The sequence below is a fragment of the Corallococcus sp. NCSPR001 genome (assembly GCF_017309135.1).
Taxonomy (GTDB): Bacteria; Myxococcota; Myxococcia; order Myxococcales; family Myxococcaceae; genus Corallococcus.
The window spans coordinates 6,484,660-6,511,495 of sequence record NZ_JAFIMS010000002.1 but is presented as its reverse complement, the minus strand read 5'-3'; the positions used below and the strand labels follow the sequence as shown (position 1 = coordinate 6,511,495).

Here is a 26,836-nt window from a genome sequence, read left to right as displayed (position 1 = left end):
CTGGGGTGAGACTCAGGGAAGGTTGTCTGCGTAGCTGGTGAAGAGCGCATCGAAGAGTGTTGTCTTCGGAGGGGACTTCCGGCCCACGAAGACAGGCGCTGGATGGTTGGCGATATCAGGGGGCAGCAGGCTCAAATCCATCGTGGACTCCATGAGTCTCGCCATCGTGACCGCTGGCTCTACCGCGGGAGGCTCCAGGTCAAGCTGCCGGAAGAACCGGCGCTCGCCGTACTCAAACTGGACCCGGTACACGGTGTAGACGGGCGCGATGATGCTGGCGCAGCCGACGTAGACCCAGTGCAAGCCGGGTGGCTCACGAGTGCGAGTTGCATAGATTGCGCACCAAAAGGATGCGTCCCTGGAAGTGGTGATGTTCCCGACGCCGTTCTCTGGAAACGTTGTTCTGAGTTGCTCGATCAGGACGTCCCAAGCGCCAGGCTCTGCCAACTTCGTCTGCCAGAGCTCATGGAGCCGCTGTTCCTCGGGCGAAAGTTCCTGATTGGGGTCTTCCTGCGAGGGCCAGTAGGTCCGCGCAACCTCCAGCAACTTCTCTATGGATGGAACCATGGGCTACATGCCTCCGCGGCTGGTGGGTCCCGTAGGTGTGACCACGATGGGCTTGATTCCGGATGCACAGGCCTTTGGGACACGTGCCCCCTCAATCGCTGCGTTGAGCGTGAGCTCGTAGAAGGCCCTGAATTCCTCGCAGGCGATGCTGATCGGAGTGGCTGGTGTCGCCCTGGAAAGGGTGGCCCTTGCTGCCTGATTCGCGCAGCTTGCGGAAAGGCTTTGTGCCTGTTCGGTAGAGATAAACCCCTGTGCCTTGTTTGCGATGGGCATCTCCACACCGAACCTGCAGAGGTGCAGCTCCCCCGTGTCGCGGGCGATGCCGACATGGAGGCACGCTGCCCGCCAGCCCCCGGGTTCCCCTCCGTCCCACTTCACCACTTCATGAAAGACAAAGTGACGGGGGCGCAGGGCGCCCTCCACGTACGTCGCGGAACCGCCGGTCGCGCAGGCGGATGACAACGCGACGCCACACAGCGTGACAGCGGTCTTCCAGCAGCTTGATGCACCCATGGCCCACCTCCAGGGGTGACACACTTCACGGGGCCGGCATCCCGGCCCCTTGCCGGGCACAGGCTACTGCGGCTGCTGCGCGACCTCTGCCTTCAGCTGGGCGATGGCGGGGGCCAGCTGCGGGGGCTGCATGTTCTTGGGCACTTCCACCGTGAAGCGTTCGAAATGCTCAATCGCGCCGGCCTTGTCGCCCCGGCGCAGCGACAGGCTGCCCAGGAAGATGAGCGCCTCCTGCGCGTCCGGCCACGTGTCCACCAGCTCCGTCAGCTCCGCCTCCGCGCCCTGCAGGTCGCCCTGCGACGCCGCGCGAAGCACGCCCCGGTGCACCCGCAGCTCCACGTTGAACGGATCCACCGCCAGGCCCTTCAGCGTCACCTTCAGCGCTTCGTCGAACTGCTGCTGACGGATGAGCTCGTGGCTCAGCATCGACGCGGCCTCCACGTCGCCCGGGTTCGACGCCAGCCGCTGGCGCGCCTGCTCCAACTCGTCGTCCACCTCGGGCATCTGCTGCATCGGCTGCTGGGCCATGCCCGGCGGCGTCGCGCCCGTGCCCATCTGGCCCTCCTCGCGCGGCTTCTGCTCGGAGACGAGCAGGTAGCCCAGCCCTCCGAAGAACACGACCACGCCCGCACCCCACATCGCGCCCACCATCTGCGGGTTGCGCGACGCCCAGCCCGTGGGCGCGGGCACGTTGCGCGCGGGCGCCTTCACTCCCGCCGCCTGCCGCTTCTGGTGTTCGTCCTTCGCGCGCAGCGCCGCGGCCGCTTCCTTCTCCAGCCGCGCCTTCTCCGCCGTGTAGTGCTCCGCGGTGAAGTGGTGCTTCTCCGCCTCCAGCGTGCGCAGCTGCTCGATGAGCGACTGCGCCCGCTGCGCCAGGTCGTCCACCGTGCCGTCCGTCTTCGGCGTGGTGTCCGGCAGCGCGCTCCCCGTCTTCATCTTCATGTAGAGGAGCCACGCGGCCGCCAGCACGAAGGCGACCGAGAGGACGATGATTCCGGGCAACCAGTTGGTGGGCTCGGGCTGCATGGCTTAGCGCTCCAGCTCCCGGCGCACGGCCTGGAGGTAGGGGTCCGCTTCGTCCGTGGACGGCGCGGGTGTGGAAGGGGAGGGGACCGGCGCGGCTTCCGCGGTCGCGGCGCCCTCGGGCAAGGGCTGACGCTGCTTCAGGATGACGAAGAGGCCGCCCAGCACCAGCGCCACCGGGCCCAGCCACACGAACCAGTTGAAGCCCTCCGCGCGCGGCTCCAGCAACACCCACTCGCCGTAGCGCGCCACGAAGTAGTCGACGATCTCGGTGTCCGTTTTCCCGTCGGAGACCAGCTCGCGCACCTTGTCCAACTGCGCGCGCGCCATGGACGACGGGCTGTCCGCCACCGACAGGCCCTGGCACACCGCGCAGCGCAGCTTCTTCGCCAGCTGCTGCACCCGCGCCTCCTGGGCCGGCGCGAGCGGATCACTCGCGGCCTGCTGCGGCGCGAACTGCCCCGTGGCAAGGCTCAGGGCGAGGGTCAACGAGACGAGGACGGCATTCATCGGGGGCTCCAGCGGGGGCCGTCCCTAACTACCGCCCCCTGACGGGTATTGCACACGGAATCCTGGGCCGCACGCCCGCCGCCCGGGCAGCCCATCCGATGGAAGGCAAGGGGCCTAGCCTCGGTAGCCCGAGTCCGGCTCGGTCTCCAGGTCCTGGTCCGGATCGTACGGATCGTCCTCCGGCGGCAGATACTCCGCCGGCTCGTCGCGCCCCAGCGCCTGGCGCACCGCATGGAAGCCCACCGCCCCCAGGCCCGCGAGGAACACGAAGGGGCCCACCGCGAGCTTCACCCCCGCGAGCGCCCAGAGCAGGCTCACGCTCACCGCGCCCACCGGCGCCCACTTGAGGAAGGCCGGGCGCTCCACGTCCGGCCGCAGCGCCGCGAGCACGAGCACCGCCAGGAGCACCAGCAGCGGCAGCTCCGACACCGGCAGGTCCCAGCCCGAGCGCGACGCGACGCCGCCCCCCGCGCTGTAGAGCGAGTCATCCGAGGGCCGCGTCGTAGGAATCACGCGCAGCTCGGACGGCCCCGCGCGCACGCTGCCCGGCACCGGCGCGTTGTCCGGCAGGGCCGAGCCATCCGCCATCACCTTGCCCCACGGCAGGAAGAGCGCCACCACGCACACCGCCACGCCCGCCAGCGCGAGCACCCGCGGGAAGCCCAGGAGCGAGCGCAGGTCGAAGTCGCGCGCCACGCCATCCGGCTCCGCGATGACGAGCTTGTACTGCTCCACGGCGATGAGCGCCGTCCCCGCCGCCCAGATGGGGAAGAGCAGGTTGAACCCGGACAAGAGCCGCACCGACAGCGCCACCAGCAGCAGCGTGAACGCGGCGGGGAGCTCCGGCCGCATCAGCACCAGCGGGACGGAGTCCACCCAGCCGGGCGCGTTGCCGTCGCGGCGCAGCTCCCGCGCGACGAGCGACACGCTGCCCACCAGCGTCAGCAGGGTCCCCAGCACGCCCACGCTGGGGAAGAACGGCAGGATGGACAGCAACAGCGAGAACGCCACCAGCCCCACGCCCAGCACGCTCTGCGAGTGGCCCGGCACGTCCTTCAGCCAGCGGGGCCCCGTGTACGGATCCTCGTCCTCGAACTCCTCCGGTGGAGGCTGCGCCCTGGAACCGCGCGGAGGCTGTGCGCCGCGGCCCTGCTGCCGGGCCTCCTCCTCCTCGTCCAGGATCTCCGCCGCGTAGGCCGGCTCGGACATGGGGCGGCTGGGGCGCTGGCTCTTGGCGCTGCTGGCTCGGGGCGGGGGCGCGGGACGCGCGGGCATCTTCGCGCCGCAGTTCTCGCAGTACATCAGGCGGACGTCCGCCGCGCTTTCACCGCACTCGGGGCACTGCATGGGGAGCCCACCTCGCTGGAGCAGGGGCCGGGGGAAGCCCTCGCGAACGACGCCGACAGATGGGACTTACTACGGTTTCCAGGCCTCCCGCGAGGCGGCCCCCGGGACTCCCTCGCGGGGCTCCCGGGCGCCTGCCGTCCAAGCGGGCTTCAGGTGACTCAGTTCTGGCGCGCGGCTTCCGCCGTCGGGGCCAGGGGCTGGTTCAGCTCCTGCACCCGGGTGGCCAGCGTCTTCGGGTCGATGGGGCCCACGTGCTTGCCGCGGATGATGCCCTGCGCGTCGATGAAGTACGTCTCCGGCACGCCCGCGACGCCGTAGTCCACCGCCATGCGCGAGCGCTCGTCCATCAGCTGCGGGAAGCTCGCGCCCATGCGGCGCAGGAAGTCGAGCGCGTTGGGCTCCGTGTCCTCGAAGACGACGCCCATGAACACGGCCTGGGCGCCCAGCTCGCGCGCGCCCCACTCGAGCACCGGGTGTTCGTACTTACAGGGCCCACACCACGACGCCCAGAAGTTGATGACCACCGGCCGGCCCTTGAGGTCCGCGAGCTTCACGGGGTCTCCGCCGCTCAGGGGCTTCAACGTGAAGTCCGGCGCGGCCGCGCCCTTCAGCATGAAGGGCACCTCGTGCGGATCGCGCCCGAACCCCCGGAAGAGGACGAAGAGCAGCGCCGCCCCCACCGCGGTGAACACCAGGGGAAGCCGCCAGCGCTTCATGCCGCACCCCGCTCGGCGTCCGTGCCGGGGAGGGGAGGCGCCGCGCCCACCGGAGCCGCGTCCGTGCGCAGCACCGCCGCCCGGCGCGAAGGCCATACCGCAATGAGCGTGCCCAGCAGCAGGAGCGGCAGGCTGTACCAGATCCACCCCACCAGCGGGAACACCCAGACGTTGAAGCTCGCCGTGCCCGTCGTCTCGCTGAAGGCCATCAGCGAGATGTACAGGTCCTCCTTCGGCGACTCACGCACCGCGGGCGTGCCCACGGGGTCCGTGCTCCGCTCGTAGTAGTTCATGCGCGGGCGCAGCTCCCTCACGTCGCCGTTGGGCGCCGTCACCTCCAGGCGCGCGGCGACGAAGGTGCGGTGCGGCTCCTCGCCGCTGGACAGGCCCAGGTACTTCAGCTGGTAGCCATCCAGCATCATCGTGCCGTCCTTCTTCAGCGTGCCGGACGTGTGCTTCACGTACGCGCTGGAGGCCGCCACGGCGACGATGATGAGCACGATGCCCAGGTGCACCACGTAGCCGCCGAAGCGGCGGCGCGCCTTGCCCGTCGCGGTGGTCAGCGCCGTGACGAAGCCCTCCTTGCGCTCGGTCATGCGCACGCGCACCGGCACCACCAGCTCGCGCAGGGTGACGACGGTGACGAAGCCCGCCAGGCCGAACGTGAGCAGCGGGTACACCCCGCGCAGCCCCGCCGCGTAGCAGGCGAGGGTGATGACCACGCCCACCGCCGCGGGGATGAGGAACTGCCGGCGCAGCGTGGCCTTGTCCGGCGTGCCCCACGGCAGCACCGGGCCCACGCCCATGAGGAAGAGCACCGCGATGCCGCCCGGCACCGCCATCTTGTTGAAGTACGGCTCGCCCACGCTCACGCGGATGCCGCGCACGGCCTCCGACACCAGCGGGTAGAGCGTGCCCAGCAGCACCGTGAAGGTGATGGCCACGAACACCAGGTTGTTCACCAGGATGCTCGCCTCGCGAGACATCAGCGACGACAGCCGGCCCTCTGGCGCCAGCAGGTGGCCGCGCGTGGCCAGCAGGCCAATGCACACCACCAGCAGGATGGCGATGAACACGAGGAACGTGGGCCCGATGTCCGACTGGGTGAACGAGTGCACCGAGTTGAAGATGCCGGAGCGGGTCATGAACGTGCCCAGAATGGTGAGCACGAACGACGCGAGCGCGAGGCTCAGCGTCCACAGCTTCAGCATCCGCTTGCGCTCCTGCACCATGGTGGAGTGCATGAACGCCGTCGCGGTCAGCCACGGCAGGAACGACGCGTTCTCCACCGGGTCCCACGCCCAGTAGCCGCCCCAGCCCAGCACCGCGTACGCCCACCAGGAGCCCAGCACGATGCCCAGGGTGAGGAACATCCACGCGATGAGCGTCCAGCGCCTGAGCGGCGCCATCCACGCTTCACCAATCTCCCCGCGCAGCAGGCCCGCCACGGCGACGCCGAACGGCACCGTCATGCCCACGTAGCCCGCGTAGAGCATGGGCGGGTGGATGATCATCAGGAAGTGGTTCTGCAGGAGCGGGTTCGGGCCCGGGCCGTCCGCCGGCACCGGCGACACGGCGCCCCAGGGGTTGGCGGGGCCCGCGATGAGGAACGCGAAGAAGACGCCCACGGCCAGCATGGTGCCCAGCGCCAGCTGCATGTAGCGCGCGTGCTCCTTGCGGTGCACCCAGGCGAACGCCGCCAGGTACACGCCCATGATGAGGCCCCAGAAGAGGATGGAGCCTTCCAGCGCGCTCCACAGCGAGACGATGGTGTAGATGAGCGGCGTGGCGCGGCTGCCCACCTGGGCCACGTACTTCACGCTGAAGTCGTGGTTGATGAGCGCTTCCACCATCACCAGGTTGCTGCCGATCATGCACGCGGCGAAGCCCCACACCGCGCGCAGCACCCAGGGGTAGCTGGCGTCGTTGCGGCGCATGCCGCCCACCAGTCCCAGGATGGCGCCGAACGCGGCGAAGGCCAGGCCCGCGAGGACCAGCCCGTAGCCCAGCATTCCGTTCACGGCGCCCCCGGCGGCGTCGCGGTCGCGGTGGTGGCGCCTTCAGCCAGCGTGTCCTGCCACTTGCGCGGCTCCTCGCCTTCCTTGGGCGCGCGGTACTCGTTGGAGTGGTTCACCATCAGCCGGTTGGACGTGAAGACGCCGGACTTGTCGTAGGTGCCCTCCACCACGACGCCGATCTTCTCGCGGAACATCTGCGGGGGCGTCTCCAGCGAGCGCACGTGCACGCTCTTCGCGTCCGCGTTCGGGCCGTCCGCCACGCGGAAGTCCAGGGTGGTGTGGCCCTCGTTCCACTGGATGCTGCCCGGCTGCACCACGCCGCCCAGGCGGATGGTGGCCGTGTAGGCCTTGTCGCCGTTGGAGAGCAGCTCCGACGGGCTCCAGTAATAGACGAGGTTGTCCCCGATGTTGCCAAAGGCGATGAAGCCCAGGCCGGCGCCGGCGAAGAGCAGGGCTCCCAGCGCGATGAGACGGTTGCGATTGACGGGCGTCATGGGCTCACTCCTTCGAGTCGGTGGCGCGGGGACGGCGCGCCCAGAGGGACGCCGAGTAGAGCACGAAGGCGGCCACGGAGATGCCGTAGCAGGCCCCCACATAGCCCCAGCCGCCCTGGAGCCGGCCGCTGCCCACCTGGGCCAGCAGCATCAAAGACGTCAGCGAGGTCATGTTCAGGCCACCTTCGAGGAATGGGACGCGCGCAGCGCGGGGTCATCCGTGGGCAGCGCCTCCGGCAGCGCCACCTCCGCCTTCCGCTCCGCGAGCGCGATGCGGTAGCGGTGCACCATGAAGACGATGAGCAGCGCCAGCATGCCGAACGCCGACACGCGCAGGGGCAGCACCATCTGCGGGTCCACCGTCTTGGGGCTGGACTGCACCTGGTGGAGGCTGCGCCACCAGCGCACGGAGAACCACACGATGGGCAGGTTGATGGCCCCGATGATGGCCACCACCGCGCTCCACACCGCGCGCTTCTCCGGGTCCTCCACGAAGCGCCGCAGCACCAGGTAGCCCGTGTAGGAGACCAGCAGGATGGCCTCCGACGTCAGGCGCGGGTCCCAGGACCAGTACACGCCCCAGGTGGGGCGGCCCCAGATGGAGCCGGTGATCATGCCCAGCGTGCCGAAGAGCAGGCCGACCTCCGCGGAGGCCTCCGCCATCGCGTCCGTCTTCCACGACTGCCGCATCAGGTACGTCACCGCGGCCACGAAGTTGATGAACATGGCCATCATGGCCATCCACTGGAGCGGCACGTGGACGTACATGATGCGCTGCACTTCGCCCATCTCCCGGTCCGGCGGCGCCCACGCGAGGCCCAGCCACCAGCCCGCGCCCAAGAGCGCCAGCGTCACCACCGGCAACCCGAACTTGACGAACTTGTTCATCCTTCAGTCCTCGATGACCCGGGGGAACAGCAAGAAGCCCACGCCCCAGTAAATCAGATTGAACCCCAGCAGCAGCCCCTGCCACGAGCCCAGCTGCTGCATCGGGTCACCCTGGAGTACGAGCGTGGTGCCCTTGGCGGCGGAGAGGAGGGCCGGGATGACGAGCGGGAACAATAGCAGAGGAAGCAGCACATCCCGTGCCCGGGCATTGCTGGAGATGGCCGCGTACACGGTCCCCGGGGCGCTGAGCGCCAGGCTGCCCAGGACCAGGATGCCCGCCAGGTCACCGACCCCGGTGACGATGCGCACGCCGTAGAGGGCCACCATCACCGGCACCAGCACGACCGCCAGCGCCAGGAGCAGCAGGGCGTTGCCCAGCGCCTTGGACAGGAAGATGGCGCGCGCGTCCGCCGGGGCCAGCCGCACGCCGTCCAGGCAGGCGTTCTCCGTCTCCACGCGGAAGGACTCGCCCAGGGACAGCACGCTGGCGAAGAGGATGGCCAACCACAGGTAGCCGCCCGCGTTGCGCTCCAGGAGCTTCGTGTCCGGGCCCAGCGCGAAGGAGAAGAGCAAGAGCGTGGCCATGGCGAAGAACACCAGCGCGTTGAGCCGCGCGCGGGTGCGCCATTCGATGAGCAGGTCCTTTCGCAAGAGGACGAGCGTCGTCGTCAGCAGGCCCGGACGGCGCTTCGCATTCGGGGCGCTCATGCCGCCACCGCCCGGCCATCCTGCAGGTGCAGCCGCTCCTCGCACAGGCTCAACCCCTGTTCGATGAGGTGCGTGGCCAGCACCACCGTGGTTCCGCCCGCCTTCAGCTCCGCGATGACGCCCTCCATGTCCTGGATGCCCTGGGGGTCCAGCTCCCCGAAGGGTTCGTCCAGGAGGGCGAGGGCCGGTGCCTTCATCAAGAGTCGCGCGATGGCCAGGCGCTTGCGCATGCCAGCGCTGAAGCCTCGCACCGGGCTGTCCGTGCGGCGGGTGAGGCCCACGCGGTTGAGCAGCGCGTCCGCGGCGTCCTGGGGTGCGTCCACGCCCAACAGGCGCCCCAGCACCATCAGGTTCTGCTGCGCGGTGAGGTCTTCATAAAGGAAGCTGGCGTGGGACAGCAGCGCCACGTCGCGGCGCACTGCTTCACGGTCCGTCACGGCGTCCCGGCCCAGCACCTCCACGCGGCCCGCGGTGGGCCCGAGCGCGGTGGCGACGAGGCGCAGGAGCGTCGTCTTCCCGGAGCCATTGTGACCGGTGAGCAGCAGCGAGCGGCCAGCGGGCAGCGCGTAGGTGAGCCGCGCCAGCGCCCACCTTCGCCCATAGCGCTTGCTCACGTCATGGAGGGCGAGCGCGGGCGCTGATCCAGAGGGGAGAGGGGGCATCGGCGGGCCGTTTCGTAGCCTTAAACCCCGTTGTTCACCAGTGAAACCCCTGGGGTCGCCCGCCGGAGGACAAGAAGTTTTTACGCCTGCTTCTTCCGCCGCTTTCGCCGGGGGACTGAAAGGTTTTCGCCACGGGTGGGCGCTCGACTGCCCTGGTACACCCAGGTACGACCTCTGGAGGGGCGTTCCTGCCCTCCTGGGCACGGAGTTTCCTGGGGTTACGGGGGATTTCCACCACCTGCCTGCCCTGGCATCCAGCATGCAGTCACGCGGGCCGGGGCTCGTTCCAATGGGGGGAGCGGGCAGACGGCGAAAGCCGCGAGGGAGGCGTGATGGCAGGCAGGGTGTTGCGGCGGGCGGCGAAGGCGGCGGCGGCGGGCTTCTTCCACTACAGCGGGGTGCGCAAGGCGATGGCGGCGTACCGCCGTTCGCAGTCGGGGGGCCGGCGCATCCTCATCGTCAGCTACCACCGCGTGGTGAGCGACTTCACCGGGGAGCTGCAGCGCTCCATCCCGGGGCTGCTCATCTCCCAGGAGACGTTCCGCCGTCACCTGGAGCAGGCGCACGCCGCGGGCTTCGAGCTGGCGAGCCTGGGCGACGCGGTGGACGTGATGGCGGGCCGCCGCACGGCGAAGAAGGACCAGTTCGTGGTGACGTTCGATGACGGCTACCGCGACGTGTACCGGTATGCGTACCCGGTGCTGAAGCAGATGGGCGTGCCGGCGATCACCTACCTGCCCACCGCGTTCATCAACACGGACAAGCGCTTCAACCACGACCGGCTGTTCCACCTGCTGCGCTGCGTGCAGGAGCGCCGCTTCCGCCCGGACTACGCGGCCATGCCCGGCCCGTCCGTGCAGTTGTTGGGGCCCATCCTCTCCGGACAGAAGACGACGTCCGCGGCGCTGGACGACTTCATCGGCGAGCACCCGACGCGCGTGCTCACCGGCATCATCGACGCGCTGGAGCAGCAGCTGGGCGGCGGCTCGGACCTGATGCCCGAGCAGGGCGACGTGATGAACTGGGACGAGGTGCGCCAGATGGCGCGCGACGGCTTCGAGTTCGGCGCGCACACGCTGGGCCACACGGTGCTGACGCTGGAGCCCACGTCGGTGGTGGAGAAGGAGATCGTCGAGTCCAAGGAGACCATCGAGCGCGAGGTCGGCGTCCAGGTGAAGGACTTCGCGTACTGCAACGGCTGGTACTCGGATGAGATGATCCGCGTGCTCAAGGCGAACGGCTTCCGCTCGGGCGTCACCACGGAGGACCTGCCCAACCGCGTGGGCGGCGACCCGTTCGCGCTCAAGCGCAAGGTGATGTGGGAGAACTTCAGCCTGGGGATGATGGGGGACTACTCGTCGGCCCTCACGGTGTGCCAGTTCGATGACTGCTTCGGTGTGCTGGGCATGAGCCACCCGGTGCTGGGCCACCGTCCGCACATCCTCACCGCGGCCGTGAGCGGCGCCCCCAACATCCTGGTCGAGGAGGCGGCCGCCGCGGAGGCCGCGCTCGCGAAGGCGACGCCGGTGGACGTCGTGAATGTGACAGCTCCGGTGATCGTGACGGACCCGCGGGTTGCGGCCGTGGTGACGGGTGCGCAGGTCGTGGCTGCGCCGAACGTGGCCCTTGCCCCGGAGGCGGCGAAGCCGGAGGAGCTCCAGTGAGTGCGTCACCCAAGCCGGCCCCGTCCCCGTCGTTCCTGGGGCGGGCCGGCCCGTTGGTGTTGGCCCGGTTGTTCACCGCCGGGCTGACGCTGTCCATTCCGCTCGTGCTGGCCCGGGTGCTTCGCCTGGACGAGTACGGCACCTACTACCAGCTGTTCCTCATCGCCACGACGCTGTCGTACGTGCTGCCGTTCGGCGTGGCGCAGAGCCTCTACTACTTCCTGCCTCGCGCGGAGGCGAAGCGGCCCTACCTAGGCCACGCGCTGCTCTTCGTCACGGGCGCGGGCGTCGTGGCCGCGGGGCTGGTGTGGTTCTTCCTGGGCCACGTGGCGGCCTACTTCAACAACCCGGCGCTGATGGAGCACCGCGCGGCGCTGGCGCTCTACACGGCGTTCTTCCTGGGCAGCTACCCGCTGGAGATTTCGCTCACCAGCCAGGGGAAGACGAAGGCGTCCGCGGTGGTGTACCTGGCGTCGGACGCGGTGCGCTCCGGCGTGATGGTGCTGCCGCCGCTGTTGGGCTTCTCCCTGCACGGGATGATGATCGCCGTGGCCTGCTTCGCGGGGCTTCGCTACGTGGCCACGTGGGTGGTGTCCCTGCGTGGGTCCACGGGCCCCTTGGTGGACTGGAAGCTGTTCAAGGAGCAGCTGGTGTACGCGGCGCCGTTTGGTGCCGCGATGTGCCTGGCCATCCCCCAGCAGAACGCGCACATGTACGCGGTGGCGGGCGTGGTGGCCCCCGCGGTGTATGCGCTCTACCGGGTGGGCTGCTTCCAGCTGCCGGTGGTGGACCTGCTCTACACGCCCACCAGCGAAGTGCTGATGGTGCGCCTGGGCGAGCTGGAGCGCGAGGGCCGGCTGGAGGAGGGCGTGGAGGCCTTCCGGGAGGCGGCCGGCAAGCTGGCGTATGTGTTCCTGCCCTTCGCGGCGTTCCTCTTCGCTGCGGCGCCGGAGTTCGTGGGGGCCATGTTCGGCCAGAAGTTCCTGCCCGCGGTCCCCATCTTCCGGGTGAGCGTGCTGGGCGTGGTGCTGTCGATTCTCCCCATGGACGGGACGCTGCGGGCCCGGGGACAGACGCGGGCCATCTTCGCGTCCTACCTGGTGAAGGCGGTGGTGACGGTGCCGCTCCTGTGGTTCGGGGTGAAGCACTTCGGGATGATGGGCGGCATCGCGTCCTGGGCGCTGGCGGAGGTGATGGGCAAGGGCATGCTGCTCATCCGCGTGCCTCGCGCGCTGTCCACGCCCGAGCGGCAGCTGGCGCTCAAGGACGTCATCCCGTGGCGGGAGCTGGCGCAGGCGTCGCTGGCGGCGTTCGCGGCGGGCGGGAGCATCTTCCTCCTGCGCTCCGGGGTGCATGACACGTGGGTGAACCTGCCCGCGGGTTTCCTGTGGCGGGTGCTGCCACTGGCGGTGGCGGGGCTGCTCTTCGTGGTGGGGTACGTGGTGGGGCTGTATGCGCAAGGCGTTCGCCCGTGGAGCGCCTTGCAGTCCCTCCGTCCCCGACGCGCGGCCTGATCCTCCGTCGGGTATCGCACGCGTGGGGGGCACTTCCCTCCCCACGCGTGGGTACCTACCTTCCAGGCGTCACGGATTTTGGGCGAGGGCGAGGAGAGGCGTGATGGGATTCGACGCGATGACGTTGTACCGGATGGCGCATGGGCTGAAGAAGCGTGGGGTGCCGTTGCTGCCCGCCGTTCTTCGCAAGGCCATCTACTACCTGCACAGCTCCTACATCCCCGAGGACGCGGAGCTCGGCGAGGGGACGCAGCTGGGCTACGGCGGCATCGGCGTGGTCATCCACAAGGCGGCGAAGGTGGGCCGTCACGTCCTCATCTCGCAGCAGGTCACGATTGGCGGACGCTCCGGGCTGGAGGGCGCGCCGGTGATTGGCGACTACGTGCGCATCGGCGCGGGCGCCAAGGTGCTGGGCAACATCCACGTGGGCGACTTCGCGGTGATTGGCGCCAACGCGGTGGTGGTGAAGGACGTGCCCTCGGGCGCGGTGGTCGCGGGCGTGCCCGCTAAGCTCATCCGCCAGGACGCGGATCCGCTCACCACGTATCAGCGTGAGATGGGCCTGCTGCCCCAGCGCACGCCGCCGAAGCTCACCCAGGTCCCACGTCCCTCCGCGCAGGCTTCCGCGCGCTAGGCACTTCGCTTCGCTGGAGAAGAGGGCTTCCTTCATGCGCGTGCTGCTCGTCGGGGACTACCCGCCGCCGTACGGGGGCGTGGCCATCCACGTCCGTCAACTCCATCAATTTCTGCGCGACCGCGGGGTCGAGGCGAAGGTGCTCGATATCGGGAAGGGTGGCCGGCCGGCTCCGGACGTCCTCCCCGTGCACGGCGCCGCCGCCTTCGGCCTGCGGCTCGCGGGATTCACTTCCGCGGGCTGGACGGTCCACCTGCACACCAGTGGCAACAACCCGAAGGCGTGGGTGCTGGCGGCGCTGGTGGGCACCATGCCCGGGCCGCGCTCGCCGCGCGTCATCACGCTGCACTCCGGGCTGATTCCGGACTACCTGGCGGAGTCGCAGGCCCGGCGCGTGTTCGCGCGCTCGGCGCTGGCGGGCTACGCGCGGGTGGTGGCTGTCTCTCCAGCGGTGCGCGACGCGGTGGTCGCGTGCGGCGTGCCGGCGGAGAAGGTCGTGGTGCATCCGGCCTTCTGCGGTTCGCAGGTGCGGCCCGGTCCGGTGACGCCGGAGGTGGAGGCCGCGCGGGCCCGGCGCCGTCCGCTGCTCGCGATGGCGCACCACCCTTCGCCCGTGTACGGGCGCAAGCAGATGTTCCGCGCGCTGAAGCTCGTGGCTGCTGAGCACCCGGGCGTGGGCCTGGCGCTGTTCGGCCCAGGCACGCGCTCCGAGGAGTTCATCCGCGACGCGCGCGAGCTGGGCGTGGCGGGGCTCCTGGATGACCTGGGCGAGCTGGAGCACGCGAAGGCGCTGGGGCTCATCTCCCAGAGCGACGTCTTCATCCGGCCCACGACGCATGACGGGGACTCCATCTCCGTGCGCGAGGCGCTGGCGTTGGGCGTGCCGTGCGTGGCCAGCGACGTGTGCGCTCGGCCCGAGGGCACGCGGTTGTTCAAGGCCGGGGACGAGCGGGCGCTGGCGCAGGCGGTGCGCGACGCGCTGGCGGCGGGCCCGGCGAAGGTGACGGCTCCGGATGCGGGGCCGGTGATGCTGGACCTGTACGCGGAGTTGCTGCCGTCCGGCATGGCAGGTGCAGGAACCGTGAACGCGGCGTGACGGAGTGGGGACGGGTTGGGGCGCCTTCGAGTGAGAGGGCGCGCTTCAGGGACTTCAGCACTGAACTTTTGACTTCAGGAGTAGACGATGCGGCGCAGTGAAGAGATGGATCTGTCGAAGCGGGCCCTTCGCGGGCGGGACCTGGTGGTGTTCTCCAACGACTGGGACGGGGATCCGCTGTCGAAGGTCCACATCATGCGGATCCTCTCGCGGGACAACCGCGTGCTGTGGGTGAACAGCATTGGCAACCGCGCGCCCAAGGCGAACGCGCACGACGCCCAGCGGATCATCAAGAAGCTGAAGACGTTCACCCAGGGCATCAAGGAGGTGGAGCCCAACCTGCACGTGCTCGCGCCGCTGGCGATCCCGTTCTACGGCTCGGAGACGGTGCGCCAGGCGAACCGCCACCTGCTGCGGCTCCAGGTGCTGCGCGCGATGAAGCAGCTGAAGTTCGAGCGCCCCATCTCCTGGAGCTTCCTGCCCGCGTCCGCGCCGGTGTCCGGCACGCTGGGCGAGGACTTCGTCGTGTACCACTGCGTGGACGAGTTCTCCGCGTTCAGCGACACGAACGGCAAGCACATCGCGGAGCTGGAGGAGCGCCTCTTGAAGCGCGCGGACATGTGCATCACGTCCGCGGAGCGCCTGTATGAGAACAAGAAGCGCGTGAACCCTCGCACGGTGCTGGTGCGCCACGGCACGGACCACGCGCACTTCGTGAAGGCGTGCGACCCGGCCACGAAGATTCCGGAGGACATCGCGAAGCTGCCCAAGCCCATCATCGGCTTCTTCGGCCTGGTGGCGGACTGGATTGATCAGGACGCCATCATCGCGTGCGCGAAGGCGCACCCTGAGGGCTCGGTGGTCATCGTGGGCAAGACGACGCCGGACTGCGACGACAGCCGCCTGCGCGCCGTTCCCAACATCCACATGCTGGGGCGCAAGCCGTACGCGGACCTGCCGGGCTACAACAAGGCGTTCGACGTGGCGCTCAACCCGTTCGTCATCAACGAGCTGACGCTCAACTCCAACCCGCTGAAGGTGCGCGAGTACCTGGCGTCCGGCCTGCCGGTGGTGTCGTCGGATCTGCCGGAGGTCCGCAAGGTGGGCCTGTGCCGCATCGCCACCACGCCCGAGGACTACGTGAAGCAGGTCAACGCCGCGCTGGCGGACAACCCGGGCCCGAACCGGGAGCGCGCGGAGAAGATCTTCCACGAGAGCTGGGAGGCCCGCGTCGCGGAGATCCGTCAGCACGTGGGTGAGGCGATGCTCGCGGCGGGCAAGAAGCTGTAGGTCCGGTCCGGTACCGGGCGACAAGAGGGCGCGGGTCCGGAGCGTGAGAGCGCCCCGGGCACCGCGCCTTCGTCATTCCTGCGGGGCGCCATCGCGGCCCGTCACGCGGCGCTCCAGCAGGGCGTAGCGGCGGGCGAGGCGGGTGTAGTCGGCGGGCCGGATGGGCGTGCGTTCCCGCGCGCGCAGGAGGTCTTCCTTCGCGTCCAGGTAGTCGCGCGCGGGCACGCCGCACGTCTCTTCCAAGAGGCGCGCGGCCTCCATGTCCGGCAGGGAAGGGGCGATGCCCAGGCGCTCGTGCATCAGACGCCGCAGGCCGGTGTCGAGCTCTGGCAGCAGCTCGGCCTCCACCTTCGCGCGGCGCATGAGCCAGCCCAGGGAGCGCACGTACTCGCGGGATGAACGGTGCCGCTCCACGCGCACGGGCCGGGGCGCGCCGAAGCGGGTGCCTCGGGAGACGAGGTAGACGAGCCCCACGGCGAGGCTCTGCGCGAGGAAGACCCAGAGGCCCTGGGACAGGGGCGGGCGGGTGATGACGGCGTGGTGGAACTCGTCGAAGCGCAGGGGGCCACGCGCGGCGAGCGCATCCCAGAAGCGCAGGTTGTCGAGCAGCTCCAGGCGCCGGTTCTCCGCGAGGTCCGGGCCCGCGGCGACGTAGACTTCGCCCTGGCCCAGGCCCCAGCGCCACAGCACGCCCGCGCTGCCCAGGCCCGCCAGCGGCACCGCGTCTTCGTGCTCCAACCGGATGCTCCGGTCCCGGGCCACGCGCAGGAGCGACAGGTCGCGCAGCGCGCCCGCGGGCAGCCACACGTCCACGGTGACGCCAGCGGGATCCACCCACTCGGAGGCAAGGCCCTGGTGGTTCGTGCCGGGCAGGGCGCCGGAGACGATGTGCAGCCAGTCCTCCATGCCCGGCTGGTGTTCCGCCAGCGCGTGCGGAGACAGATACACCAGCGTGCCGCCGCCCCGGACGAAGCGCTCCAATGCGACGACTTCCTCCTTCGTCACGGGTTGGGCCTGCGGCGCGGCGATGACCAGCGTGCGCGTGCCGGCGGGGATCGAGTCCAGGGACGACGTCTGCGCGCTGACGTCCCGGCCACGTTCCTCCAGGTAGACGAAGAGGGCCTTGAGTCCCAACGGGCCCGGGTTCGTGATGGACGGCACGGGCGAGTCCGGCGGGGCCTCATGCGAGGCCAGGCCCACTGCCAGCGCCACGGCGATCATCAAACCCAGGACGATCGCGACGCGCGCGTTCCTCACGGGCGGACCTCCGCGAGCGAGCCGTGCAGCTGCTCCACGGACTCCACGAAGCGCGTGGCCTCTTCGCGCGACACCGGCTCCAACGAATAGAAGGCCCGGTCGTACCAACCGACCAGCCGCTCCACTTCACCCGTCACGCGCGCGGGGGCGCCTCGCGTGGGCAGCTCCGCGGCGAGCTCACGGTTCGTCTTCACGCGGTCCGGCCGCGCCAGCTTGCGCTGCTCCAGCGTGGACAGCAGGCCGAGCAGGCCTTCACGGATGGCCTCGCGCGCGTCCTCCGTCTCCAGCGCGGTGTGCGCACGGCCCAGATGTTCTCCGGGCGTGTCCAGCTCCAGGGGCGCGGCTTCGCCTTCCACTCCCTGCGCGGTGACGGTCTTCCTGCTCCGGCGCCAGCGCACCCGCAGCACGCCGAACAACACCACCGCCAACGCCAGCCCCAGCATCACCGCGCGCGTGGCCACCGCGAAGCCCTGCGCGCCCCGGGACTCGAAGAGGCCCTCCAGCCAGTTCTGCAGCTCGCGCAGAAGGCGCGTCAGCAGGTCGCTGTTGCGCTGCCGGGCCCTCGCGAACTCAGGCCGGTCGAGGATGGCGCGCAGCCGCTCTGGTTCGCTCGTCACGCCGGGTGACACGGCCGGCTCCGCGTCCAGCGCGCACACGGCCTCCAGGTACACGGAGATCTGATGGGCCCGCTCGGGCTCCGTCTGTCCGGAGGTTCCAGGGGGCAGGGGCACGCCGTCCAGTGCCTCCATCAGCCGGTTCACCTCCGCGTTTAGCGCGGCGGGCCGCGAACGCGCCGTGTCCTCGAGCCGGCGCGACACCGCCTCCCGGTCCGCGCACGGGGGCAGGGCAGCCAGCAGGAGGAGCAGGGGCAGGGCGGGCACGGGAGGTCAGGGGGACGGCGTCGCCGGCTCCGCGGTCGCGATCCGTCGCTCCAGGTCCAGGCCCTCACGGCGCACGCGCATGTCCACGTAGAAGAACGCGGACACCACGAAGCTCAGCGGCGTGAAGAAGGACTGCCCCACCACCTGCAACAGCTCCGCGGGGACGAGCAGCGCCTGCGGAATGGCCGCCTGCGCCGCCGGGTCCAACAGGTTGCCACCGTAGGCGAGCCGGACGATCCACGCGGGCAGCCCCGACACCAGGCTCACCGCGATGAGGATGCCGCCCACCACCGTGGACAGCACCATGGCCCGCACCGTGCCCCGGCCCATGAAGCCCGGCTCGACGCGGCCCTTCAGCAGGGCCCCGGAGCGCTTGAAGGCCGCCCACGCGCCCACGTCCTCCATCGCCAGCACGGGCGGCAGGAGCATGAAGCGCAGGAAGTACCAGAGCACCGCCGCCAGAGCGCCCAGGCCCAGCACGATGGCGCCGATGATGATCAGCGCGATGCTCAACGCCGTGCCGCCGCCCGTGCCCCGGCCGGTGACGGCCGCCACCACGCCCATCCCCATGACGAGCGAGCCAGGCAGGCACAACAGGAGCGTCACCCCCACGGACCAGAGAATCGACAGCAGGTAGGTCGCGGTCAGCGTGCCCAGGCGCGACACCGCCCGCCGCAGGCCTTCCGATGGACGCACCGGTTCACCCAGCCGCGCGGGAATCACGTACCGGGCCGCCGCCGTGGTGGCCACCCAGAAGTTCCAGACGAGGAACACATACAGCACGAGCATCAGCCCCAGCACGATGCCGGACTGGGCCAGTGCCTGCATGGGATCCGCGCCCGGAGGCGCCTTCCCCAGCCCGGGCAGCACGCCCACCGTGCGTGTCATCACGACGGTGAATGCCTTCACCGCGATGTAGTTGAGGAGGTCGAACCCCAGACACAGCACGAACAGGGGCTTCAGGTGCGCGCGCCAGAACGTCGCCGCGCGGTCGATGATTTCTCCGATGGCGAGCGGGCGCAGCTCGACGGAGGTCGGGGAGGGCGTCACGGCCGCGCAGCATAGCGCCGCCTTCAGCGCCCGGGTTCACCCATCACGAACAATGCCCGGGCCGCCCGTGAGGCTTCGCGTGGGCGTCCAGCAACGCGAGTGCCGCTGCACGTGGATCCTCCGCCTCCAGCACGGCGGAGATGACCGCGACACCCCAGGCCCCCGGCACCTCGCGGGCCCGCTCCGGCGTCATCCCCCCCAGCGCCAGGGCAGGGCAGGGCAACCGCTCCGCGAGCCCCCTGAACCCGTGAGGCCCCAGCGTGTCGCGCGTATCCCCCGGCTTGGACCCCGGAGCGAACACGGGGCTCACCAGCGCCAGGTCCGCGCCCACCGCGCCTTCCGCCTCGCGCGCGTCATGCACCGCCACGCTCACCCACCGGCCCGCCGGCAGGAACGGGCGCACGTCGCGGGGCGAAGGGCCGGAGGCGGGCAGATGCAGGTGCGAGCCTACGAGTAGCGCGACATCCAGCCTGCCGTTCACGAACAGCGCCCGGCCCCGGCACATGTCCGCCAGGAGCCGAGCCTCCTCCAGGAACAGCCGCCCGGAGGCCTCCGGGTGACGGTGCTGCACGGCGACGTCCGGCCCCGCCTCCAGCGCCCGCTCCAGCGCGGTGAGCAACCGCGTCCGGGGCAGCCGCCAGTCCGTGATGACCACGAGGCGGGGCAGGGCGGGCACCGCTACTCCACGAGCCCTTCGATGGGGCTGGACGCGGAGCCGTACGCCTTGCGCGGGATGCGGCCCGCCAGGAACGCGTCGCGGCCGGCCTCCACCGCCTTCTTCATGGCCACGGCCATGCGCACGGGGTCCTTCGCGCCCGCGATGGCGGTGTTCATGAGCAGCGCGTCCACGCCCAGCTCCATGGCGATGGCCGCGTCGGACGCCGTGCCCACGCCCGCGTCCACGATGACCGGCACCTTCACCACTTCACGGATGAGCCGCAGGTTGTGCGGGTTGCGGATGCCCAGGCCGCTGCCGATGGGCGCCGCCAGCGGCATCACCGCTGCGCAGCCCGCGTCCTCCAGCTTGCGCGCGGTGATGGGGTCGTCGCTGGTGTATGGCAGCACCGTGAAGCCCTCCTTCACCAGGATACGAGCGGCCTTCACCGTCTCCTCGACGTCCGGGTAGAGCGTCTTCTCGTCGCCGAGCACCTCCAGCTTCACCCACTTGCTCATGCCCAGCTCTTCCGCCAGCCGGCAGGTGCGCACCGCGTCCTCGGCCGTGTAGCAGAGCGCCGTGTTGGGCAGGAGGCGCATCTTGTTGCGGTCGATCCAGTTCATCAGCGACGCCTCGCCCGTCGCCTTCAGGTCCAACCGCCGCACCGCCACCGTGACGAGCTCCGCGCCCGACGCTTCGTGGCACTGCTTCATCACCTCGTGACTGGGGTACTTCCCCGTCCCGACGATGAGCCGCGAGGTGAACGTCACCCCCGCCAGCGTGAAAGGCTTGTCCGCGATGCCGCTCATGACCGTCTCCTCTCCAGGGCCTGCGCTCACCCGCCACCCACGAAGGTGACGATCTCCACCCGGTCCCCGTCCTGGAGCCGGTGCTCGGGATGACGGGCGCGGCGCACCACCTCCGCGTTCACCTCCACCGCCACCCCCGGGCCGCTGCCCAGCTCCAACAGCGCCAGCAGGGACGAAAGGGTGCTGCCCTCCGGCAGCGTCCGCGCTTCTCCGTTGACCCACACGTTCACGGCCTCACGGCTCCTTCCGGCTCCCTTCGGACGGGACCCGCCGGTGCCAGTACAAGGGCGGTTCTGCCCTGTCAACGCACAGCCTCCCCCGTGCAACAGGCCTGCTTCAGCGCACCGGAACGGATTTTTCGCGCTCCTTTGCGTTTTGTTCCGCTTCCCCAGCAGGCGGGCGACCAGGGCCTCCCTCGTGCGCGGGACGCCCCTGCTCATGGCTGCCTGCGTTGCCAAGCGCTGTGCAGGTACGGGGGGAGCGACCAGTTTCTGCCCAACGCCGGGGAACAAATCACCGGCACTCAAGAACACACTCACAGGGGGCGGTCACACATGCGGAAGCTCATGATTGCGGTCACGGCGGTCGCGGGTCTGACGATGGTCACCGGTTGCAAGAAGGATGACGTCCAGTCGCAGCGCGAGGATGTCGCCGAGGCCCGTCAGGAAGCGGCGCAGGAGACGGCGGAGGCGCGCCAGGACGAGAGCAAGGAGCTGGCGTCGGCGCAGCAGGACGCCAACGAGGACATCGCGGAGGCGCGCCAGGACGCGAACGACAAGATCGCCAGCGCCAACGAGGACGTCCGTGACGAGGAGCAGGACCTGGCCGAGGCCCGGGCCAACCGGAACGAGGACCTGGCCGAGGGCGGCTCCGGTATGGCCGGCACCACCAGCGCCGCGGCGGCCACCACCGTCAACGGCCGCGTGCTGTCCAAGTCCGGCGACACGCTGACGCTGGTGGACAGCACCAACAAGGAGCTGAAGATCAAGACCAATGACAAGACCGCGGTGATGGACAACGGCAGCCGCGCGGTGAAGCTGGACGACATCCAGGAGGGCTCGCAGGTGCGCGCCTCCTACGTGATGGACGGCAAGGACATGGTCGCCCGCGACGTCACCCTGGTGGCGCCGGTGAAGAAGATGGACAAGTAACCCCGCGCCTCACGCGCCTGACGTCCTCCGGGACTGGGGAAAATACTTGAAGGCGGCGGCTCCCACCCTCGCGGTGGGGGCCGTTTCCTTTTTAGTCGGGGAAACGCCCGGTGGGGTCGGATGGGGATGTCTGACCCGGGTGGTAGGACGCGGGCGTGAGGAGTTCCTCATGCCTTCCCACCCCCGGGAAGCGCCTCTTCGTCAGGAGCGTCACCCACGATGGCCACCCATCCCCCCGCGTCCTCCGCGTCCCGGCCCTTCATCCTCTTCACCACCGGGGCCACGTCCTATGAGCTGGTGCGCTACCTGGGGTCGCGCGCCGGAGGGGAGCTGCTGCTCGCCCGCAGGCACTACGCGCGCACGCCGGGCGGGCTGGTGCTCATCAAGCGCCTGCGCGACGTGACGGATGACGTGGCGCGGGCGCGGCTGCGGGAAGAGGTGAAGCTGCTCATGCGGCTGTCCCACCCGGCCATCGCGCCAGTGTATCTGGTGCGGGTGCATGACGGCGCGCCCCACCTGGTGACGGAGTTCGTGGACGGGCCGTGCCTGGAGACGCTGGCCAGCTTCGCGGCGCTGCGGCGGCGGCCCTTCTCGGAGGCGTTCGCCGCGTACGTGGGCGCGGAGGTGGCGGACGCGCTCCATCACGCGCATTCGCTGGAGGACGCGCGCGGCCTGCCCGTGGGCGTGGTCCACCGCGACATCAGCCCCCGCTCCCTGCGCGTGGACGTGCACGGGCGGGTGCGGCTGTCGGACTTCGCGCTCGCGTGGTCGCGGACGCCGGGGCGAGTGGTGACGGAGCCGGGGCTCGTGCGCGGGGACGTGGCCTATGCGTCGCCAGAGGCGCTGGAGGGCCTGCCGCTGGATGGCCGCGCGGACCTGTTCTCCCTGGGGATGGTGCTGCTGGAGCTGCTCACCGGACTGCACCTGCTGGACCTGGACGACGTGGAGCGCGCCGCGCAGCAGGCCCAGCCCGTGCCCGGAACGCGCGGGCTGTGCGCGGAGACTCCCAGCTGGCTGCCCGCGCCGCTGATGGCCGCGCGCATGGCGTGCCTGACGCCGATCCACGTGGAGCAGGCCACGCGGGGGCTGTCGCCGGGCATGCGGGCGGTGCTGCAGCGGGTGCTCCAGCGCGACCGCGACCTGCGCTTCCAGACGGGCGCGGAGCTGCGGGACGCGCTCCGGGATCTGCTGATCGCTTCAGGACGGCCCTATGGCCCGCCGGAAGCGCTGCGCGAGGTGGCGGAGGTGCGCACGGACGCGCTCGTGGACCCCGCGGGGGCGGCGGAGGCCGGGCTTCCGCTGGAGGACGACCTCTGGGACGGCTGCGATGATGACGGCGCGGACTGGACGTGAGGCGTGACGTCCGGACATCGCCAGACGCTTGGGGGGCGCTTGTCTTCGCGGGAGGCCGTGGCGAAGACTGCTGGCATGGGTGACGTGAAGGAGCTGCACCGGCAGTGGTGCATCGCGGATGGACACGCGGATTCGCTGATGTGGAACCGCGACCTGTGCGAGCGGTCGACGGAGGGGCACGTGGACTTCCCCCGCCTGCGCGAGGCGGGGGTGAAGCTGCAGTGCTTCACGCTGGTGACCCGGGGCTTCCCTTTCATTGGCGGCTTCCCGCTGTTCGCCGCGTGGCGCAAGTGGCCCCGAGAGGCGCGCGGGAGCGAGTGGACCCGCGCGCTCTGGCAGATTGAAAAGCTGGACGCCTTCTGCGCCCGCTCCGGAGACACCGTGCGCGTCGCCACCACCGGGGCGGGGCTGGAGGACAACCTCGCGCACGGGCGGCTCTCAGCGGTGCTGGGCGTGGAAGGCGGCCACGCGATTGAAGGGCAGGTGGAGCGGCTGGCGGAGCTGCACCGGCGCGGGGTGCGCTTCATGGGGCTCACGCACCTGTCCAACAACGACCTGGGCGGTTCGTCCTTCCCCATGATGGGCAACCGGGGGCTGACGCCGCTGGGGCACCAGGTGATGGAGGAGATGGCCCGCCTGGGGATGAGCGTGGACGTGGCGCACGCCTCCGAGCAGACGCTCACGGACCTCTTCGCGCACCCCACGGTGCGCTACTTCTGCTCGCACACCGGCGTGCGCGCGGCGGGCGGCGGCTGGCGCAACCTGTCCGACGCGGCCCTGCGCACCATCGCCCAGCGCGGCGGCGTGGTGGGCATCATCCTGGCGCCGGTGTACCTGGGCGGCGACACGTGGGACGACGTGGTCCGCCACGTGGAGCACGCCGTGGACGTGATGGGCGTGGAAGGGGTGGGCGTGGGCAGCGACTACGACGGCATGGTGGCGCTGCCCCGGGGCATGCGGGATGTGACGGATCTGCCCCGGCTCACGGAAGCGCTGCTCAAACGACACCCGGAGTCCTGGGTGGAACGTGTGATGGGTGGCAACTTCCGGCGTTACTTTCGAGAGACGCTCGGCGGCGGTTGACAGCGAAATACCTGTCGAAAAGAGTCGCCGGCACCCATGAAACGTCTTCCCCTCGCGCTCCTGTCCCTCGTCGGTTTCTTCCTTCTTTCTGGCTGTGGCGGGCCGGGTTCGGGCGACTCGTGTGACGGCGGCGACTACGTGTGCCAGGACGACGCACAGGCCCTGGAGTGCCGTAACGGCACCTGGCGTCCGCTCGCGTGCCGAGGGCCGCTGGGCTGCCGGGAGCTCGCGGACAGCGTGCGGTGCGACACGTCCCTCAACCAGGAGAACGATGGCTGCGCCATCGCCGCGGAAGGCAAGGGCGTGTGCAGCCCCAACGGCGCCGCGCTCCTCACGTGCCAGCAGGGCGTGCTGGTGAAGACGGCGGATTGCTCGTCCTGCGCCGTGCAGGACAACCAGGCCGTCTGCCAGCCCTGAGCCTCAGCGCTCCGGTTCCCCTCCGGACTTCGGCGGGGAACCGGGCGGGGGCGCGGGCAGGTATCCGCCTGCGGCCATGCGCTTCGCGGACCGTTCGTACATGGCCGGTGAGAGGCCCTGCACGCCGGTGCCGTCAATCCACCGGTTGTAGAAGTTGAAGAGGGCGCAGACGGAGATGGCGTCGTAGACGGCCTCGTCCGACCAGCCGGCCGCCTTCAGGCGATTCACGTCCTCGCGGCGCACGTCTCCGGGCGCGTCGTTGAGTTGGTCCACGAAGGCGAACAACGCCTTCTCGGCCTCTGGGATGGGGGCCGTCTTCACATTGTCCAGCACCGCCTGGACGTGCTGCGTGCTGCCCAGCAATTCCGCCGCGACCGCGGCGTGGGAGCCCGTTCAAAATACGCAGGCGTTGCGCCGCGACGTGTACGCGGCGATGAGCTCCCGCAGCCCGGCCGACAGCGGGGACGGGCCGCTCATCACCTCGTGGGTGAAGGCGGACAGCGCGTCCGTCATGCGCGGCTTGAACGCGAACAGGTGCCAGATGCCCGGCGGCGTCATGCCCCCGGCCCGCGCCATGGCGATCATCTTCCCGTAGTGCCCGTCGGACTCGTGCGACTCCACGTCGGGCAGGTACATGTTTTCCGGAGCGGGGGACTTCGGCATCGCGCACTTCCCTGGCAAAAGGACGGGGACGCCGTCCATCAGGCCAGCGACGCGAGGAAGCTGTCCAGCACCGAGTTGAACGCCTCCGGCTGTTCCTGGTTGGGCAGGTGCGCCGCGCCGGGGATGACCTCCAGCCGCGCGCCCTGCACCAGGTCCGCCATCTGCTTCGCCTTCGCCAGCGGCGTCACGGCGTCGTGCTCACCCACGACAATCAGCGCGGGCCCCGCGTAGCGCGCGAGCAGGTCCTTGCTGTCCAGCCGCAGCGCCATGCCCCGCTGCGCGGCGGCGATGGACTCCGGCGACACGGACAGCCCCAGCTTCGTCACCTCGCGGCCCACCGGTGAGTCCGGCCCCGCGTGGACCAGCTTGGGCACCAGCCCCTGGACGACGGACGCCGTGCCTTCCTTCAGCGCCTGCTGCGCGGTGGCCTCGCGCTTGTCCTTGCCAGCGGCGTCGTCCGCGGTGCACTGCGTGTCGGAGAGCACCAGGCCGCGCACCCGGCCCGGATCCTCGCGCAGGAGCGCCAGGGCCGCGTAGCCGCCCATGGACACGCCGCCCACCACCGCCGTGTCGAGGTTCAGCGCGTCCAGCAGCGCGAGCGCGTCCTGCGCCAGCTTGCGCATCTCCGTGGGGCCTTCACCCAGCCGGCTCTGCCCGAAGCCGCGCAGGTCCGGCACGAGGAAGCGGTAGCGCCCGGACAGCGCGGCCACCTGCCGGTCGAACGCGGAGCCATCCAGCGGGAAGGCGTGCATGAGCAGCACCGGCAATCCCTGGCCCACGTCCCGGTAGTGCAGCGCGACCCCATCCACGGCGACCGTCAGCATGCGTGCCTCCTCGCGGCCCGTCGCAGGGGACGGCGTCAGATCCACTTCTTGTACTTGAACCAGCCGACGAGCCCCAGGGGGAAGCCCACCATGGTCACCCACATGGCGGTGTACCAGCCTCCTCCCGTCAACTGTTCGAAGTTCTGCCCGAAGAACCCCACGATGAAGGACAGGGGCAGGAAGAGGGTGGCGAAGATGGTGAGCTGCTTGCTGATGTCGTTGGTGCGCTGGGCCACCATGGACAGGTAGCCGTCCATCACGTTGCCCACCACGTCGCGGCTGGCGTCGATCTGCTCGTAGAGCCGCACCAGGTGATCATAGACGTCGCGGAAGTACAGCGTCGTCTTCTCCTGGATTTGCGGGATGCCCCGGCGCGACAGCATGCCCACCACGTCCCGCTGCGGGGACAGCACGCGGCGCAGCGTCACCAGCGCGCGCTTGAGCTGGAAGATGCGCTGCAGGTGCTCCGGATCCGGATCGGCGAAGATGGCGTCCTCCAGGTCGTCCAGCCGGTCGCCGAAGTCGTCCATGATGGGGAACTGCGCGTCCACGAGCGCGTCCGCGAGCAGGTAGAGGATGACGTCCACGCCCCGGCCCAGCGTACCCGCGGGGTCGTCCTTCACGCGCCGCAGGATGGCGTCGTGGCCCGGCAGGCGCAGTGCGTGCACACTGATGAGCCAGTCCTGCGCGAGGAAGTAGTGCTGCTCGTGCAGCGTGAGCTCCGTGACGTCCGAGCCGCAGCTGAAGCCCTGCATCACGATGAACTGGTGGTGTGGGTATTCCTCCAGCTTGGGCCGCTGGTCCAGGTGCAGGCAGTCCTCCACGGCCAGGCGGTGCAGTTGGAAGCGCTCGGCCAGTCGGCCCATCACCTCCGCGTCCGGCTCCAGGACGTCGATCCACTTGGGCCCCGGCCTGTCGAGCAGTTCTTCACCCCCCGAGACCACCCTGCCGTCTTCCCACAGACAGACCTGGATCATTTCCGTGGACTCCCCGGCCCACCTCTCGGGCCCGGGACGCTTGCTAGAACTCCCCGGACGCGATGTCGAGCG

General features: G+C 70.1%; 30 protein-coding genes. 9 read left to right on the top strand and 21 right to left on the bottom strand.

All coding sequences use genetic code 11. The features are described 5' to 3' along the window. Nucleotides 1–12: 12 nt before the first annotated feature. The 11 genes from JYJ93_RS28120 to ccmA form a co-directional block, all read right to left on the bottom strand. Nucleotides 13–567, bottom strand: a complete 555-nt coding sequence (locus JYJ93_RS28120; protein WP_206797185.1) for a hypothetical protein — start codon at nucleotides 565–567, stop codon at nucleotides 13–15. Nucleotides 568–1,143: 576 nt separating this feature from the next. After that, complete coding sequence (locus JYJ93_RS28115; RefSeq protein ID WP_206797183.1) at nucleotides 1,144–2,106, bottom strand: tetratricopeptide repeat protein; 963 nt, start codon at nucleotides 2,104–2,106, stop codon at nucleotides 1,144–1,146. A 3-nt stretch (nucleotides 2,107–2,109) separates the two neighbouring features. Then, nucleotides 2,110–2,613: a cytochrome c-type biogenesis protein gene (locus tag JYJ93_RS28110; RefSeq protein WP_206797181.1), complete on the bottom strand. Its 504-nt coding sequence runs from the start codon at nucleotides 2,611–2,613 to the stop codon at nucleotides 2,110–2,112. A 114-nt stretch (nucleotides 2,614–2,727) separates the two neighbouring features. Beyond that, nucleotides 2,728–3,960, bottom strand: coding sequence for a zinc ribbon domain-containing protein (locus tag JYJ93_RS28105; RefSeq protein WP_242543952.1), 1,233 nt, complete (start codon nucleotides 3,958–3,960; stop codon nucleotides 2,728–2,730). Between the two features lie 158 nt (nucleotides 3,961–4,118). Then, nucleotides 4,119–4,676: a redoxin domain-containing protein gene (locus JYJ93_RS28100; protein ID WP_206797179.1), complete on the bottom strand. Its 558-nt coding sequence runs from the start codon at nucleotides 4,674–4,676 to the stop codon at nucleotides 4,119–4,121. Continuing rightward, on the bottom strand, nucleotides 4,673–6,697 hold the full coding sequence (locus JYJ93_RS28095) for a heme lyase CcmF/NrfE family subunit (RefSeq protein ID WP_206797177.1): 2,025 nt from the start codon (nucleotides 6,695–6,697) through the stop codon (nucleotides 4,673–4,675). The genes JYJ93_RS28100 and JYJ93_RS28095 overlap by 4 nt, the downstream gene beginning before the upstream one ends. Further along, nucleotides 6,694–7,188 (bottom strand): cytochrome c maturation protein CcmE, encoded by a 495-nt coding sequence (locus JYJ93_RS28090; protein ID WP_206797175.1) that lies wholly within the window; start codon nucleotides 7,186–7,188, stop codon nucleotides 6,694–6,696. Before JYJ93_RS28090 ends, JYJ93_RS28095 begins: the two co-directional genes overlap by 4 nt. Before the next feature lie 4 nt (nucleotides 7,189–7,192). Further along, complete coding sequence (locus JYJ93_RS28085; protein WP_206797173.1) at nucleotides 7,193–7,360, bottom strand: hypothetical protein; 168 nt, start codon at nucleotides 7,358–7,360, stop codon at nucleotides 7,193–7,195. A gap of 2 nt (nucleotides 7,361–7,362) precedes the next feature. Further along, entirely contained in the window at nucleotides 7,363–8,076 is a 714-nt protein-coding gene (gene ccsA / locus JYJ93_RS28080; protein ID WP_206797171.1) for a cytochrome c biogenesis protein CcsA, read from the bottom strand. 3 nt (nucleotides 8,077–8,079) lie between these two features. Beyond that, nucleotides 8,080–8,784 carry a heme exporter protein CcmB gene (locus JYJ93_RS28075; protein WP_120586507.1) on the bottom strand — a complete coding sequence of 235 codons (705 nt, stop codon included), beginning with the start codon at nucleotides 8,782–8,784 and terminating at the stop codon, nucleotides 8,080–8,082. Next, nucleotides 8,781–9,446 (bottom strand): heme ABC exporter ATP-binding protein CcmA, encoded by a 666-nt coding sequence (gene ccmA / locus JYJ93_RS28070; protein ID WP_206797163.1) that lies wholly within the window; start codon nucleotides 9,444–9,446, stop codon nucleotides 8,781–8,783. The genes JYJ93_RS28075 and ccmA overlap by 4 nt, the downstream gene beginning before the upstream one ends. 410 nt (nucleotides 9,447–9,856) lie before the next feature. Between ccmA and exoL the strand changes: the two genes are divergently transcribed. The 5 genes from exoL to exoP all read left to right on the top strand — a co-directional run bounded on the left by exoL (nucleotide 9,857) and on the right by exoP (nucleotide 15,644). After that, nucleotides 9,857–11,110, top strand: coding sequence for a spore coat polysaccharide deacetylase ExoL (gene exoL / locus JYJ93_RS28065; RefSeq protein ID WP_242544728.1), 1,254 nt, complete (start codon nucleotides 9,857–9,859; stop codon nucleotides 11,108–11,110). Further along, nucleotides 11,107–12,624 carry an oligosaccharide flippase family protein gene (locus tag JYJ93_RS28060; RefSeq protein WP_206797152.1) on the top strand — a complete coding sequence of 506 codons (1,518 nt, stop codon included), beginning with the start codon at nucleotides 11,107–11,109 and terminating at the stop codon, nucleotides 12,622–12,624. The genes exoL and JYJ93_RS28060 overlap by 4 nt, the downstream gene beginning before the upstream one ends. Before the next feature lie 103 nt (nucleotides 12,625–12,727). After that, nucleotides 12,728–13,258, top strand: coding sequence for a serine acetyltransferase (locus tag JYJ93_RS28055; protein WP_269012375.1), 531 nt, complete (start codon nucleotides 12,728–12,730; stop codon nucleotides 13,256–13,258). A gap of 34 nt (nucleotides 13,259–13,292) precedes the next feature. Beyond that, on the top strand, nucleotides 13,293–14,354 hold the full coding sequence (locus JYJ93_RS28050) for a glycosyltransferase family 4 protein (RefSeq protein ID WP_206797150.1): 1,062 nt from the start codon (nucleotides 13,293–13,295) through the stop codon (nucleotides 14,352–14,354). Between the two features lie 87 nt (nucleotides 14,355–14,441). Next, a complete protein-coding gene (exoP, locus tag JYJ93_RS28045) occupies nucleotides 14,442–15,644 on the top strand; it encodes a spore coat polysaccharide biosynthesis glycosyltransferase ExoP (RefSeq protein ID WP_206797144.1) in 1,203 nt (400 codons plus the stop codon). A gap of 72 nt (nucleotides 15,645–15,716) precedes the next feature. Here exoP and JYJ93_RS28040 read toward each other — a convergent pair whose 3' ends face one another. From JYJ93_RS28040 to thiS, 6 genes are read right to left on the bottom strand one after another with little or no spacing between them, the layout of a single operon-like run. Then, nucleotides 15,717–16,901 (bottom strand): DUF4350 domain-containing protein, encoded by a 1,185-nt coding sequence (locus JYJ93_RS28040; RefSeq protein ID WP_206797142.1) that lies wholly within the window; start codon nucleotides 16,899–16,901, stop codon nucleotides 15,717–15,719. Next, nucleotides 16,898–17,782, bottom strand: coding sequence for a DUF4129 domain-containing protein (locus tag JYJ93_RS28035; protein WP_206797140.1), 885 nt, complete (start codon nucleotides 17,780–17,782; stop codon nucleotides 16,898–16,900). The genes JYJ93_RS28040 and JYJ93_RS28035 overlap by 4 nt, the downstream gene beginning before the upstream one ends. 6 nt (nucleotides 17,783–17,788) lie before the next feature. Next, entirely contained in the window at nucleotides 17,789–18,832 is a 1,044-nt protein-coding gene (locus tag JYJ93_RS28030; RefSeq protein WP_206797138.1) for a hypothetical protein, read from the bottom strand. Nucleotides 18,833–18,875: 43 nt separating this feature from the next. Continuing rightward, complete coding sequence (locus tag JYJ93_RS28025; protein ID WP_206797136.1) at nucleotides 18,876–19,508, bottom strand: thiamine phosphate synthase; 633 nt, start codon at nucleotides 19,506–19,508, stop codon at nucleotides 18,876–18,878. Between the two features lie 2 nt (nucleotides 19,509–19,510). Then, complete coding sequence (locus JYJ93_RS28020) at nucleotides 19,511–20,296, bottom strand: thiazole synthase (RefSeq protein WP_120552339.1); 786 nt, start codon at nucleotides 20,294–20,296, stop codon at nucleotides 19,511–19,513. A 26-nt stretch (nucleotides 20,297–20,322) separates the two neighbouring features. Next, the gene (gene thiS, locus JYJ93_RS40855) at nucleotides 20,323–20,526 is read right to left on the bottom strand and encodes a sulfur carrier protein ThiS (protein ID WP_120530083.1); all 204 of its coding nucleotides are present in this window, start codon (nucleotides 20,524–20,526) and stop codon (nucleotides 20,323–20,325) included. A gap of 336 nt (nucleotides 20,527–20,862) precedes the next feature. Here thiS and JYJ93_RS28010 point away from each other — a divergent pair, with 336 nt between their 5' ends. The 4 genes from JYJ93_RS28010 to JYJ93_RS27995 all read left to right on the top strand — a co-directional run bounded on the left by JYJ93_RS28010 (nucleotide 20,863) and on the right by JYJ93_RS27995 (nucleotide 24,300). Then, a complete protein-coding gene (locus tag JYJ93_RS28010; protein ID WP_242543951.1) occupies nucleotides 20,863–21,447 on the top strand; it encodes a hypothetical protein in 585 nt (194 codons plus the stop codon). Between the two features lie 219 nt (nucleotides 21,448–21,666). Then, nucleotides 21,667–22,800 carry a serine/threonine-protein kinase gene (locus JYJ93_RS28005; protein WP_206797132.1) on the top strand — a complete coding sequence of 378 codons (1,134 nt, stop codon included), beginning with the start codon at nucleotides 21,667–21,669 and terminating at the stop codon, nucleotides 22,798–22,800. Nucleotides 22,801–22,875: 75 nt separating this feature from the next. Next, nucleotides 22,876–23,883 carry a membrane dipeptidase gene (locus tag JYJ93_RS28000; protein ID WP_206797130.1) on the top strand — a complete coding sequence of 336 codons (1,008 nt, stop codon included), beginning with the start codon at nucleotides 22,876–22,878 and terminating at the stop codon, nucleotides 23,881–23,883. A 36-nt stretch (nucleotides 23,884–23,919) separates the two neighbouring features. Beyond that, a complete protein-coding gene (locus JYJ93_RS27995) occupies nucleotides 23,920–24,300 on the top strand; it encodes a hypothetical protein (protein WP_206797128.1) in 381 nt (126 codons plus the stop codon). A gap of 3 nt (nucleotides 24,301–24,303) precedes the next feature. Here JYJ93_RS27995 and JYJ93_RS27990 read toward each other — a convergent pair whose 3' ends face one another. From JYJ93_RS27990 to JYJ93_RS27975, 4 genes are read right to left on the bottom strand one after another with little or no spacing between them, the layout of a single operon-like run. Beyond that, nucleotides 24,304–24,663, bottom strand: coding sequence for a peroxidase (locus tag JYJ93_RS27990; RefSeq protein ID WP_206797126.1), 360 nt, complete (start codon nucleotides 24,661–24,663; stop codon nucleotides 24,304–24,306). Between the two features lie 30 nt (nucleotides 24,664–24,693). Beyond that, a complete protein-coding gene (locus JYJ93_RS27985) occupies nucleotides 24,694–24,963 on the bottom strand; it encodes a peroxidase (protein WP_206797119.1) in 270 nt (89 codons plus the stop codon). A 38-nt stretch (nucleotides 24,964–25,001) separates the two neighbouring features. Continuing rightward, entirely contained in the window at nucleotides 25,002–25,787 is a 786-nt protein-coding gene (locus JYJ93_RS27980) for an alpha/beta fold hydrolase (protein ID WP_206797116.1), read from the bottom strand. Between the two features lie 35 nt (nucleotides 25,788–25,822). Further along, nucleotides 25,823–26,764, bottom strand: coding sequence for a magnesium transporter CorA family protein (locus JYJ93_RS27975; protein ID WP_206797114.1), 942 nt, complete (start codon nucleotides 26,762–26,764; stop codon nucleotides 25,823–25,825). Nucleotides 26,765–26,836 lie beyond the last annotated feature (72 nt).

Coding starts and splice junctions, on each gene's coding strand:
- ccsA (WP_206797171.1), bottom strand. CDS start 8,076: ATGAACAAGTTCGTCAAGTTCGGGTTGCCGGTGGTGACGCTGGCGCTC.
- JYJ93_RS27985 (WP_206797119.1), bottom strand. CDS start 24,963: ATGCCGAAGTCCCCCGCTCCGGAAAACATGTACCTGCCCGACGTGGAG.
- JYJ93_RS28090 (WP_206797175.1), bottom strand. CDS start 7,188: ATGACGCCCGTCAATCGCAACCGTCTCATCGCGCTGGGAGCCCTGCTC.
- JYJ93_RS27975 (WP_206797114.1), bottom strand. CDS start 26,764: ATGATCCAGGTCTGTCTGTGGGAAGACGGCAGGGTGGTCTCGGGGGGT.
- ccmA (WP_206797163.1), bottom strand. CDS start 9,446: ATGCCCCCTCTCCCCTCTGGATCAGCGCCCGCGCTCGCCCTCCATGAC.
- JYJ93_RS28000 (WP_206797130.1), top strand. CDS start 22,876: ATGGGTGACGTGAAGGAGCTGCACCGGCAGTGGTGCATCGCGGATGGA.
- JYJ93_RS28055 (WP_269012375.1), top strand. CDS start 12,728: ATGGGATTCGACGCGATGACGTTGTACCGGATGGCGCATGGGCTGAAG.
- JYJ93_RS28100 (WP_206797179.1), bottom strand. CDS start 4,676: ATGAAGCGCTGGCGGCTTCCCCTGGTGTTCACCGCGGTGGGGGCGGCG.
- JYJ93_RS28085 (WP_206797173.1), bottom strand. CDS start 7,360: ATGACCTCGCTGACGTCTTTGATGCTGCTGGCCCAGGTGGGCAGCGGC.
- exoL (WP_242544728.1), top strand. CDS start 9,857: ATGGCGGCGTACCGCCGTTCGCAGTCGGGGGGCCGGCGCATCCTCATC.
- JYJ93_RS28050 (WP_206797150.1), top strand. CDS start 13,293: ATGCGCGTGCTGCTCGTCGGGGACTACCCGCCGCCGTACGGGGGCGTG.
- JYJ93_RS28115 (WP_206797183.1), bottom strand. CDS start 2,106: ATGCAGCCCGAGCCCACCAACTGGTTGCCCGGAATCATCGTCCTCTCG.
- JYJ93_RS28120 (WP_206797185.1), bottom strand. CDS start 567: ATGGTTCCATCCATAGAGAAGTTGCTGGAGGTTGCGCGGACCTACTGG.
- JYJ93_RS28005 (WP_206797132.1), top strand. CDS start 21,667: ATGGCCACCCATCCCCCCGCGTCCTCCGCGTCCCGGCCCTTCATCCTC.
- JYJ93_RS28020 (WP_120552339.1), bottom strand. CDS start 20,296: ATGAGCGGCATCGCGGACAAGCCTTTCACGCTGGCGGGGGTGACGTTC.
- JYJ93_RS27980 (WP_206797116.1), bottom strand. CDS start 25,787: ATGCTGACGGTCGCCGTGGATGGGGTCGCGCTGCACTACCGGGACGTG.
- JYJ93_RS28010 (WP_242543951.1), top strand. CDS start 20,863: ATGATTGCGGTCACGGCGGTCGCGGGTCTGACGATGGTCACCGGTTGC.
- exoP (WP_206797144.1), top strand. CDS start 14,442: ATGCGGCGCAGTGAAGAGATGGATCTGTCGAAGCGGGCCCTTCGCGGG.
- JYJ93_RS28110 (WP_206797181.1), bottom strand. CDS start 2,613: ATGAATGCCGTCCTCGTCTCGTTGACCCTCGCCCTGAGCCTTGCCACG.
- JYJ93_RS27995 (WP_206797128.1), top strand. CDS start 23,920: ATGAAACGTCTTCCCCTCGCGCTCCTGTCCCTCGTCGGTTTCTTCCTT.
- JYJ93_RS28105 (WP_242543952.1), bottom strand. CDS start 3,960: ATGCAGTGCCCCGAGTGCGGTGAAAGCGCGGCGGACGTCCGCCTGATG.
- JYJ93_RS28075 (WP_120586507.1), bottom strand. CDS start 8,784: ATGAGCGCCCCGAATGCGAAGCGCCGTCCGGGCCTGCTGACGACGACG.